The sequence below is a fragment of the Mycobacterium sp. AT1 genome (assembly GCF_002043095.1).
In the GTDB taxonomy this organism is placed as follows: domain Bacteria; phylum Actinomycetota; class Actinomycetes; order Mycobacteriales; family Mycobacteriaceae; genus Mycobacterium.
In genome coordinates this window covers 26,041-36,360 of the sequence record NZ_MVOC01000001.1, presented here as the reverse complement: position 1 = coordinate 36,360, position 10,320 = coordinate 26,041, and the positions used below count along the sequence as shown (strand labels likewise).

Below are 10,320 nucleotides of genomic sequence, written 5' to 3'. Positions count from 1 at the left end.
CCACCGAAGACTACGGTGGGGGACGTCGTCGCGCCGCACGTGAAACCGCTCGTTGTCACCGCCGATCATCTTAAGAGACTCTTAAGTAACTAACAAACTTCTGGCTCGATTGAGGCGTGGGTCACACCGTTTTTGGGGGCGCCGGAACCACCCTGGCCCCGTGCACCGGACCACTCGCCGCCCGCACCGTGCGACACACTCCGGCACCGGCCAGCTGGACGCCGACGTCGACCGCGGCCGCCGCCGTCGGACACAGGAAGGCGCACGTCGGCCCCGAACCGGAGACGATTCCCGCCAACGCCCCCGCGTCGACGCCCGCGCGCAGCGTCCTGCGCAGCCTGGAGTCGAGGTTCAGCGCCGCCGGCTGCAGGTCGTTGCCGAGCAGGGGCGCCAGCTCGTACGGGTCGCCCGACGCCAGCGCAGCCAGCAGTGGTTCCGGATCCTCGAGCCTGGCGGGTTGGGTCTTGGTGTCGTCGGCCCGCAGCCGGTCGATCTCCGCGAACACCTTCGGGGTGGACAGGCCACCGTCGGAGAACGCCAACACCCAGTGAAAGGTGTTGCGGGACAAGACCGTTGCCAACTGCTCTCCGCGGCCGGTGCCCAACGCGGTGCCGCCGTGCAGGGCGAAGGGCACGTCGCTGCCAAGTTCGGCGCCCAACGCGTGCAGGTCTCGCCGCGGCACGCCCAACTCCCAGAGCGCGTTCATGGCCACCAGGACCGCCGCGGCGTCGGCACTGCCACCAGCCATCCCACCCGCGACGGGGATCGACTTCTCCATGGCGATGGCCACGTCCGGCTCGCGTCCGACGTGGGCGGCCATCAGCTCGGCGGCGCGCCACGCCAGGTTGCGCTGGTCCAGGGGCAGCGACGCCCCGTCCTCGTCGAGGCCCTCCCCAGTCAGCTCGAGGGACAGCACGTCGGCGTTGCGCACGGTGATCTCGTCGAAGAGCGACACGGCGTGGAACACCGTCGTCAGTTCGTGATAGCCGTCGTCGCGCAGATCGCCGACGCCGAGGTACAGGTTGACCTTGCCGGGTACGCGTACCGTCACCGACCCCGTCGACACCCATTCGGCGGCTGCGTCGGACTGGGGCACGCACCGACAGTAACGAAGCCCGGGCGCGACGGAAAAGGAAGTGACGAGATCCCCCCGCCGCGCCGCATTCTGCGAGAATGCTGAGACCAATGGACGCCTTCGGGGATTACGTGATCGACGGCGTGATCGGTCACGGTGGGACCGCCACGGTGTACCAGGCGCACCACGCCGCCGGCCTGGGCGGACCCGTCGCGCTCAAGGTGCTCGACGAGCACCATCGCGACGCGTTCAACCTGACGCGGCTGCAACGCGAATTCGAGTTCGCGAGGCGGACCGCTCACCCCCACGTCGTCACCATGTACGAGTCAGGACCCGGTTGGCTGGCCATGCAACTGATCCGTGGTGGCACGGCGACCAACCTGCCGGGCCGGGACCTTCGGCTCATTGCGTTGGCCCAGATCGCGAGCGCCCTCGACCACGTCCACGCCATCGGCGTCGTGCACTGTGACGTCAAGCCGCCGAACGTCCTTGTCTCCGAACCATTTTCCGCCGGCGGGGCGATCCTCACCGACTTCGGCATCGCCCGCTCGCTCGCCGAGGACGCCAAACAACGGTTGACGCACGTCGAGGCGTCGTTGCCGTACGCGGCTCCCGAGGTGCTGCACGGACATTCACCGTCGGCCGCCTCCGACGAATATTCCTTGGCCTGCACGGCCGTCGAACTCCTCACGGGGTCACCGCCGTTCAACGGTCATACGTCGATGGCCCTGGTCAACGCACACCTGAACAGTCCGGTGCCGAAGTACTCCAGACACCTCGACTGGGTGCCGCGGGCCTTCGACTCGATCCTCGCCAAGGCAATGGCCAAATCGCCCGACCTTCGGTATCAGTCCTGCTCGGAGTTCATTTCGCTGATCACGCGGGCGATTGGGTGAGCTGGCCCAACCCAGGCCACCCTTTCCGTAACTCAATCTTTACCCCTCCCCCACGCGCCCCAGGACGTCGGCGGCTAGCTTCGACCAATGACCACCGAACCTCAGAGCGCATACGACAATTCGTCGCTCGCACATGAAGAAGAAGGCTACGAAAAGGGGCTCAAACCCCGACAGGTACAGATGATCGCCATCGGTGGCGCGATCGGCACTGGCTTGTTCATGGGGGCCGGCGGCCGGCTCGCCAGCGCTGGACCAGGCCTGTTCATCGTCTACGCCATTTGTGGCGTGTTCGTCTTCTTCATTCTGCGAGCCCTCGGCGAACTGGTACTCCATCGCCCGTCATCCGGCTCGTTCGTGTCCTACGCCCGCGAATTCCTCGGCGAGAAGGCCGCATACGTCGCCGGCTGGATGTACTTCTTCAACTGGGCGTGCACGTCGATCGTCGACGTCACCGCCATCGCGCTGTACATGCACTACTGGGGCACCTTCGGTGCGATACCGCAGTGGTTGATCGCCCTGATCGCGCTGGTGATCGTGCTGACCATCAACATGATCTCGGTCAAGTGGTTCGGCGAAATGGAGTTCTGGGCGGCGCTGATCAAGGTCATCGCGCTCGTCACCTTCCTCGTCGTCGGCATCGTCTTCCTGGCGGGCCGCTTCAAGGTCGAGGGCGCTGCCACCGGCCCGTCGGTGATCACCGACAACGGCGGCATTCTGCCCAACGGCCTCTTGGCGTTGGTGGTCATCACCTCGGGCGTGATCTTCGCCTACGCCGCAGTCGAATTGGTCGGCACGGCGGCGGGTGAGACCGAGAACCCGGCCAAGATCATGCCGCGCGCCATCAACTCCGTCATCTTCCGAATCGCCATCTTCTACGTCGGCTCGCTGATCCTGCTGGCACTGCTGCTGCCGTACACCGCGTACAAGCAGGGCACCAGCCCGTTCGTGACGTTCTTCTCCAGCATCGGCGTGCCTGCCGCCGGCGACATCATGAACTTCGTCGTCCTGACGGCGGCGTTGTCGAGTCTCAACGCCGGGCTCTACTCGACGGGCCGCATCCTGCGGTCGATGTCGATGAACGGCAGCGCACCGAAGTTCACCGCGAAGATGTCCAAGAAGGGCGTCCCGTGGGCGGGCATCGCGCTCACGGCGTGCTTCACCGTCATCGGCGTCTTCCTCAACCTGGTGGTGCCCGCGGAGGCCTTCAACATCGCCCTCGACCTGTCGGCGCTTGGCATCATCGCCTCCTGGGCCACCATCGTGATCTGCCAGATCCAGCTGTACCGCTGGTCGCAGAAGGGCATCCTGGAGCGTCCGAGCTTCCGGCTGTTCGGTACGCCGTACACCAGCTATGCCACGCTGCTGTTCCTGGCCGCGGTCACGCTGCTGATGTGCATCGAGAACTACTGGAACGCAATCGCATTGGTGATCATCGTGCCCGCCCTCATCGGCGGCTGGTACGCCGTGCGAGGTCGGGTGATGGCGGTCGCCCAGGAACGCGTCGGAATCACGGGCAACTACCCGATCTACGCCGAAACACCACTGCAGGACGAGTTCTTGGCCAAGGACGCCAGGGCACGCGAAGCGGCCAAGGCGAAGAAGGACGAAGGCAAGGGCTGACGTCCGGGAGACCGTCCGCGTGTGCTGAGGCTCTGAGCCTCAGTACACGCGGACGTTCGGCTGACGCGGGGCGGTGTCGACCTGGCCCGACCGCTGAAGCAGTCGAACGAAATCGGCGATGCCGAGCGTCTCACCGCGGCGAGCCGGGTCGATACTGGCCGACAGCAGACGCTCTGCGGACTCGTTACCGGAACCGGCCCACTCGGCGAACGCGTTGCGCGAGGTCTTGCGGCGCTGCGCGAACGCGATGTCGATGAGCTCGAAGACCTTCTTGCGGAATTCGTCTTCGACGGGCCACGGCGAGGTTTCGTAGCGGTCGATGCGGACCAGTCCGGAGTAGACGCGCGGGATCGGCCAGAACACCGTCGGCGACACCATGCCGTGGCGGCGCACGTTTCCGTAGAACCGCACCTTCGCGCTCGGCACGCCGTAGTCCTTGCCGCCGGGCTCCGCGGCGAGTCGCTCGGCGACCTCGGCCTGAACCATGACCATGACGGTCCGGATCGTCGGGAACTGGGCGAGCAGGTGCAGCAGTGCGGGAACCGCGATGTTGTACGGAAGGTTCGCGACGAGCGCGGTGGGCTGGTCGTCCAAATCCGACGGCATCAGGTCGAGGATGTCGCTGTTGAGGACCACCAGCCGGTTGATCTCGCTGTGCGAGTGGTCGGCGATCGTCTTGGGGAGCTGACGCGCGAGAACGGGGTCGATCTCGACCGCGGTCACCTTTGCGCCTCGATCGAGGAGCCCAAGGGTCAACGAACCGAGACCTGGTCCCACTTCCAGGACCACGTCGTTACGGTTCACCCCCGACGCCGACACGATGCGACGAACGGTGTTGGCGTCGTGGACGAAGTTCTGTCCAAACGCCTTCCGCGGCCGGAACTCAAGTTCCTTTGCCAAGTGCCTTATCTCGGTCCGCCCGAGTAGCCGAATCGTCAGCGCACACCCAACCTTCCACTACACGTGGGCCACGCCCCCCAACCTTGGCGCGCCCGGGTTACCTCAGCAATCGCGATCTGCTCTTCTCTCGAAGCCAGATCGGCCCGCTGAGCATACCGCAAACCACCGTTGCGCTCCCATGTGTTTTGGTCGAATTGGACACCACCGTAGAAACCGTTACCGGTGTTTATAGCCCAATTACCACCGGCTTCACATCGTGAAAGCGCATCCCACGTCTCACCTTGAGACACTTCGGGCACCTCGGTGCCGGGCTTGGCGCCGACGCGAATCCTGCCGTTTACGGCCGGAACGATGACGACATTGGCTACTGGCAGCCTCCCCGTCTCCACCCCGTTGACCGTCGCCACGGCAAAAGTCACGTCCTGAATGCCGGGTGTCCCCGGGTCGTCGACCACCTGCCTGCTCATGTTCATGGTCACGTCCTGGACCACGTCGTTGACGGGCACCAGCGGCACCCGCTCGGTCGACCGGGTGACGCGGATCCTGGTGACGTGAATCTGCATGCCGTCGCTCACCGGTGAGTTCGCCGCCGGAACGACGGTGTCGCTCTGCTGCAGGGGGGCTCCCGCGGCCTCCAGGAAGCCGGCCACGTTCGCCGCGGCCACACGGACCGTCCTGACCACTCCACCGTCGTCGATTTGCGCGGTCCGCGCTCCCACCACCGGCAGCGACATGCCCTCCAGTGGGACGCGACTGCCGCGTGACGCCGCCGCGGGCGCGGTGTCGGTCATCGACAGCTGCGCGAGTGCCCCTTGGACGGTCGACGCCGTCGTCCAGACCTCTCGACTGTTGCGACCGTCCAGTGAGATCTGCAGCGGACGACTCCTCCGCAACACGATCGTCTCGGACTGCTCGACGGGCTCGTTTGCCGCGGGGAACAGATCGTCGCGTTCTCCGACGACGAACCCGTTCTCCTGCACCACGTCGATGACGTGAGACTTCATCGTCGAGACGGTCGTGGACTTGCCGTCGACGGTCAGCGTGACCGTCTTGTGGGTGGACACGGCGTATCCCCCGGCAAACGTCAGAGCGACGAGCAAGGTCGCAACGAGGAGCCGCAGGTGCGGCGAGCGCGCTTCATGGAGCCTGTGCAAGCAGTTCAACGGTAACTTTCCCGACTATCGGGTCGGCGGCCTACGAGAGTCCGGAGCCGACCACTTCTATCACAGGACGGTAACGAAGTCCCCTGGTGGCGGCAACTCGCGGTCAGCTGCGGATTCCGTAGGTCCGACGAGCGTTCTCCATCGTCTCGCGGGCGACGTCGACGGCCGAACGCCCCACGACCTCGGCCAACGCCCGCACGGTGTAGGGCAGGCAGTACGACTCATTCGGTGCTCCGCGGAACGGATGCGGCGTCAGGAACGGCGCGTCGGTCTCGACGAGAAGCTGCCCCTGCGGGATCAGCGTGGCCGCCTCGCGCAGCTCGTGGGCGTTGCGGAAACTCACGGTCCCCGACAGGCTGAGCAGCCATCCCGCGTCGACGCAGGTGCGTGCCATGTCGGGTCCCGAGGAGAAACAGTGAAAGATCACGGTCTCCGGGGCACCCTCCGCGGCTAACACGTCGAGGACGGCGGAGTCGGCGTCGCGATTGTGGATCATCAGCGGCTTGCCGGTGCGCTTGGCGAGGTCGACGTGCCAGGCGAACGCCTCCCGTTGCTCGGCGGGCTCGGCACAGCCGTCGAGCTTGCCGGGCCAGTAGAGATCCATGCCGGTCTCGCCGATCGCGACGACGCGGGGATGGCCGGCGAGGACCTCGAGTTCGGCCCGAGCGGCATCGGTCAGCGCGTTGGCGCGCGTCGGATGCAGGGCCACCGCGGCGTACACGCGGGAATCCCAGTCCGCCGCCTCGACGGCCCACCGCGCCGAATCGAGATCGTCGGCGATGGTGACGACGGCCGTCACACCGACGGCCTCGGCCCGGTCGAGGATCGCGTGCACGTCGTCGGCGTCGGAGGCCCCGCACGCGTCGAGGTGGGTGTGGGCGTCGATCAGGGAGCCGACGGGCTCGGGTGCCGGCGGCCTCTCGCGTCTAGAACTCACACCACACAATAAGGTGAGTCCAAATGAGAGAGCCGTACTACGTCACCACCGCCATCGCTTACCCGAACGGCGTGCCGCACATCGGCCACGCCTACGAGTACATCTCGACCGACGCCATCGCCCGGTTCAAGCGTCTCGACGGCTACGACGTCAGATTCCTCACCGGAACCGACGAGCACGGCCTCAAGATGGCACAGACCGCGGCGACCGAGGGCGTCGCGACCGCCGAGCTCGCCCGCAGGAACTCCGACGCCTTTCAGGCCATGCAGGAGAAGCTGGGCATCTCGTTCGACCGGTTCATCCGGACCACCGACGCCGACCACGTCGAGGCATCCATCGCCATCTGGAACGCGATGAACGCCGCAGGCGACATCTACCTCGACTCCTACTCCGGTTGGTACTCGGTGCGCGACGAGCGCTTCTTCACCGACGACGAGCTGGTGGACGGCCCCGACGGCTCCAAGATTTCGACCGAAACCGGCACCGCCGTCACGTGGACCGAGGAGCAGACCTACTTCTTCCGACTCTCGGCCTACACCGAGAGGCTGCTCGCCCACTACGAGGCGCATCCCGAGTTCATTGGTCCGGACGTGCGACGCAACGAGGTCGTCAGCTTCGTCTCCGGGGGCCTTCGCGACCTGTCGATCTCCCGCACCACGTTCGACTGGGGCGTGCCCGTGCCCGGCCACCCCGACCACGTCATGTACGTGTGGGTCGACGCGTTGACCAACTACCTCACGGGCGCGGGTTATCCCGACGCCGAATCGGAGTCCTTTCGCAAGTACTGGCCGGCCGATCTGCACATGATCGGCAAGGACATCATCCGGTTCCATGCCGTGTATTGGCCCGCCTTTCTGATGTCGGCCGGAATCGAGCTTCCGCGAAGGGTTTTCGCGCACGGCCACCTGCTCAACAGCGGTGAGAAGATGAGCAAGTCGGTCGGCAACGTCGTCGACCCCTTCGCGTTGGTCGACGCCTTCGGGCTGGACCAGGTGCGCTACTTCCTGCTGCGTCAAGTGCCCTTCGGGCAGGACGGCAGCTACAGCGAGGACTCGATCATCGGTCGGATCAACGCCGACCTCGCCAACGAACTGGGCAACCTGGCCCAGCGCTCGCTGTCGATGGTGAACAAGAACCTCGACGCACAGGTGCCCCGGCCGGGTGAGTTCACCGCAGAGGATCGCGAGCTGTTGGCCCTCGCCGACGGCTTGCTCGAGCAGGTCCGCGCCCAGTTCGACGTGCCCGCCATGCATCTGGCGTTGGAGTCGATCTGGCTGATGCTCGGCGCGGCCAACCGGTACTTCTCAGGCCAGGAGCCCTGGGTGCTGCGCAAGTCCGAGGCCGCGGCCGACCAGGATCGCTTCGGCACCGTGCTCTACACGACGCTCGAGGTGGTGCGCATCGCCGCGCTGCTCATCCAGCCGGTGATGCCGGAGTCGGCCGCCAAGCTGCTCGACCTGCTCGGGCAGCCCGCCGACCAGCGCGACTTCACTGCCGTCGGCACCCGACTGGTGCCGGGGACGGCGCTTCCCAAGCCGGAGGGCGTCTTCCCCCGCTATCAGGTGGAGTGACCTGCGTCACGTCATGTCACACTTCGATGATCGGAGGTGTCTTGATGGCATGAACACACACGAGCCCACGAATGTCGTCGTCGTCGGTGGCGGGTACGCCGGCGTCATCGCCGCCAACCACCTGCGAGTCAACCGTGACGTCACCGTCACCCTGATCAACGCGAGACCCCAGTTCGTCGAGCGAATCCGGTTGCACCAACTGGTGACGGGTTCCGACGACGCCGTCGTCGACTTCGCCGACGTGCTGTCCGCCGACGTCCGCCTGCTGGTCGACACCGTCGAACTCGTCGACCCGGACTCCCGGACGGTGACGCTGGCCTCGGGTGACACCATCGGCTACGACTACCTCGTCTACGCCCTCGGCAGCACGGGCGCGGCACTGACCGTTCCCGGCGCGGCCCAATTCGCTTACCCCATCTCGGAATTGGAGCACGCGGAACCGCTGCGCGCGGCGATGACGACGGTGCATCCCGGCGCTCCGGTGGTGGTCGTCGGAGCGGGTCCGACGGGCCTCGAGGTCGCCGCCGAGCTCGGCGAGCAGGGCCAGTCGGTGACGCTGGTCTGCGGTGGCGTCCTCGGCCCGTACTTCAGCGAATCCACCCGCCGCGCCGTGACCAAGCGGATGCGCAAGCTCGGAGTGACCGTCGTCGACGGCGCGGGCGCCAAGGTGACCGAGGTCGGCAAGGATTCGGTCCTGCTGGCCGACGGCCGCGAGCTGTCAAGCGTCGTCACCATCTGGACGGCAGGCTTCGGGGTGCCAGACCTCGCCAGGCGCAGCGGCCTTGCCACCGACGAGATCGGTCGGCTGCTCACCGACGAGACGCTGACCAGCGTCGACGACCCCTTCATCGTCGGCGCCGGTGACGCAGTCGCGCCATCCAACGCTCCGTTGCGGATGAGCTGTCAGGCTGCGATCCCGCTCGGCGCGCAGGCCGCCAACACCGTGCTCAGCCGCATCGCGGGTGACGAGCCCGCCGCGGTGAACCAGGCCTTCACCGGTCAGTGCGTCAGCCTTGGCCGCAAGGCAGGCGTCATCCAACTCGCGCACCTGGATGACCGCCCTACGCCGCTCTTCATCGGCGGACGGGCGGCGGCCACGATCAAGGAGGCCGTCTGCAAGGGCACGGTCTGGCAGCTCGGCGTCGAAGCCCGCAAGCCCGGCTCGTACGTCTGGCTCAAGGGCGGCAAGCGCGCCGAGCGGGTGGCGGCGGCGGTCCGGTGAGTGCCAGCGAGCACGCCGACAGGTTCACCAGCCTGCGGCCGCTGCTGTTCACCATCGCCTACGAAATACTGGGTACCGCAACGGAATCCGACGACGTGCTGCAGGAGAGCTATCTGCGGTGGGCCGAGGTCGACCTGGCCGGCGTCCGCGACACCAAGGCCTATCTCGCGCAGCTCGTCACCCGGCAGGCCCTCAACGCGCTGCGCGCCCAGTCGCGACGACGCGAGGAGTACGTCGGCCCCTGGCTCCCCGAGCCGCTGCTGGTCGACGCAGGCGACGCGTCGTCCGACGTGGTGCTCGCCGAGTCGGTGTCCATGGCGATGATGGTGGTGCTGGAGACGCTGAGCCCCATTGAGCGGGCAGTGTTCGTGCTCCGCGAGGTGTTCGGGTTCGGCCACGAAGACATCGCCGAGACGCTGGGCAAGTCCACCTCGGCGGTGCGGCAGATGGCGCATCGTGCCCGCGAGCACGTGCAGTCCCGGCGCAAGCGGTTCGAACCCGCCAACCCCAAGCAGTCCCTGGAGATCACCGCGCAGTTCTTCGCGGCCGCCTCGACGGGTGACGTCGACTCGCTCATCTCGATGCTGGCGCCGGACGTCGTCTGGACCGCCGACAGCGACGGGAAGGCCAGTGCCGCCCGCAGGCCGGTTGCCGGGGCGGACAAGGTCGCCCGCCTCATCCTCGGCCTGCTCCGCTTCGCCGGCGACGGCGGCCGGGTCGAGCCCGCCTTCTACAACGGCGCGCCCGCGCTGGTGCTGTACCTCGACGACGGCTTGGAGGGCGTGATCTCGGTCGAGATCACCGACGGTCTGATCACGCACTTCTACGCGATGCGGAACCCGGAGAAGCTGGGTGGGGTGAAGGTGCGTAGGGAGATCGCGCGCTGAGCGACGCTTGCGGAGCGATCATGTACCTGGGCGTACGTCCATGACAGGC

9 protein-coding genes are annotated in these 10,320 nt (G+C 66.7%); 5 read left to right on the top strand and 4 right to left on the bottom strand.

Annotated elements, in window-relative coordinates; translation table 11 throughout:
• Nucleotides 1-121 precede the first annotated feature (121 nt).
• Nucleotides 122-1,096, bottom strand: a complete 975-nt coding sequence (locus B1790_RS00200; RefSeq protein ID WP_079921121.1) for a 4-(cytidine 5'-diphospho)-2-C-methyl-D-erythritol kinase — start codon at nt 1,094-1,096, stop codon at nt 122-124.
• A 77-nt stretch (nt 1,097-1,173) separates the two neighbouring features.
• Here B1790_RS00200 and B1790_RS00195 point away from each other — a divergent pair, with 77 nt between their 5' ends.
• Nucleotides 1,174-1,971 (top strand): serine/threonine-protein kinase, encoded by a 798-nt coding sequence (locus B1790_RS00195; RefSeq protein ID WP_079921120.1) that lies wholly within the window; start codon nt 1,174-1,176, stop codon nt 1,969-1,971.
• A gap of 87 nt (nt 1,972-2,058) precedes the next feature.
• Entirely contained in the window at nt 2,059-3,591 is a 1,533-nt protein-coding gene (locus B1790_RS00190; protein WP_079921119.1) for an amino acid permease, read from the top strand.
• Nucleotides 3,592-3,630: 39 nt separating this feature from the next.
• Here the strand turns inward: B1790_RS00190 and rsmA are convergent, their stop codons facing one another.
• From rsmA to B1790_RS00175, 3 genes are all read right to left on the bottom strand, one after another.
• Nucleotides 3,631-4,530, bottom strand: coding sequence for a 16S rRNA (adenine(1518)-N(6)/adenine(1519)-N(6))-dimethyltransferase RsmA (gene rsmA, locus B1790_RS00185; RefSeq protein WP_079921118.1), 900 nt, complete (start codon nt 4,528-4,530; stop codon nt 3,631-3,633).
• Nucleotides 4,527-5,654, bottom strand: a complete 1,128-nt coding sequence (locus tag B1790_RS00180; protein ID WP_079921117.1) for a resuscitation-promoting factor — start codon at nt 5,652-5,654, stop codon at nt 4,527-4,529. Before B1790_RS00180 ends, rsmA begins: the two co-directional genes overlap by 4 nt.
• Nucleotides 5,655-5,757: 103 nt before the next feature.
• Complete coding sequence (locus B1790_RS00175) at nt 5,758-6,600, bottom strand: TatD family hydrolase (protein WP_079921116.1); 843 nt, start codon at nt 6,598-6,600, stop codon at nt 5,758-5,760.
• A gap of 14 nt (nt 6,601-6,614) precedes the next feature.
• On the opposite strand from B1790_RS00175, the gene metG reads away from it, so the two are divergent.
• From metG to B1790_RS00160, 3 genes are read left to right on the top strand one after another with little or no spacing between them, the layout of a single operon-like run.
• Nucleotides 6,615-8,162 carry a methionine--tRNA ligase gene (metG, locus tag B1790_RS00170; RefSeq protein WP_079921115.1) on the top strand — a complete coding sequence of 516 codons (1,548 nt, stop codon included), beginning with the start codon at nt 6,615-6,617 and terminating at the stop codon, nt 8,160-8,162.
• Nucleotides 8,163-8,211: 49 nt separating this feature from the next.
• Nucleotides 8,212-9,384 (top strand): NAD(P)/FAD-dependent oxidoreductase, encoded by a 1,173-nt coding sequence (locus B1790_RS00165; RefSeq protein ID WP_079921114.1) that lies wholly within the window; start codon nt 8,212-8,214, stop codon nt 9,382-9,384.
• Nucleotides 9,381-10,271 carry an RNA polymerase sigma-70 factor gene (locus B1790_RS00160; RefSeq protein ID WP_079921113.1) on the top strand — a complete coding sequence of 297 codons (891 nt, stop codon included), beginning with the start codon at nt 9,381-9,383 and terminating at the stop codon, nt 10,269-10,271. Before B1790_RS00165 ends, B1790_RS00160 begins: the two co-directional genes overlap by 4 nt.
• The last annotated feature ends 49 nt before the right edge of the window (nt 10,272-10,320 follow it).

Coding starts and splice junctions, on each gene's coding strand:
- B1790_RS00195 (WP_079921120.1), top strand. CDS start 1,174: ATGCTGAGACCAATGGACGCCTTCGGGGATTACGTGATCGACGGCGTG.
- B1790_RS00190 (WP_079921119.1), top strand. CDS start 2,059: ATGACCACCGAACCTCAGAGCGCATACGACAATTCGTCGCTCGCACAT.
- metG (WP_079921115.1), top strand. CDS start 6,615: ATGAGAGAGCCGTACTACGTCACCACCGCCATCGCTTACCCGAACGGC.
- B1790_RS00165 (WP_079921114.1), top strand. CDS start 8,212: ATGAACACACACGAGCCCACGAATGTCGTCGTCGTCGGTGGCGGGTAC.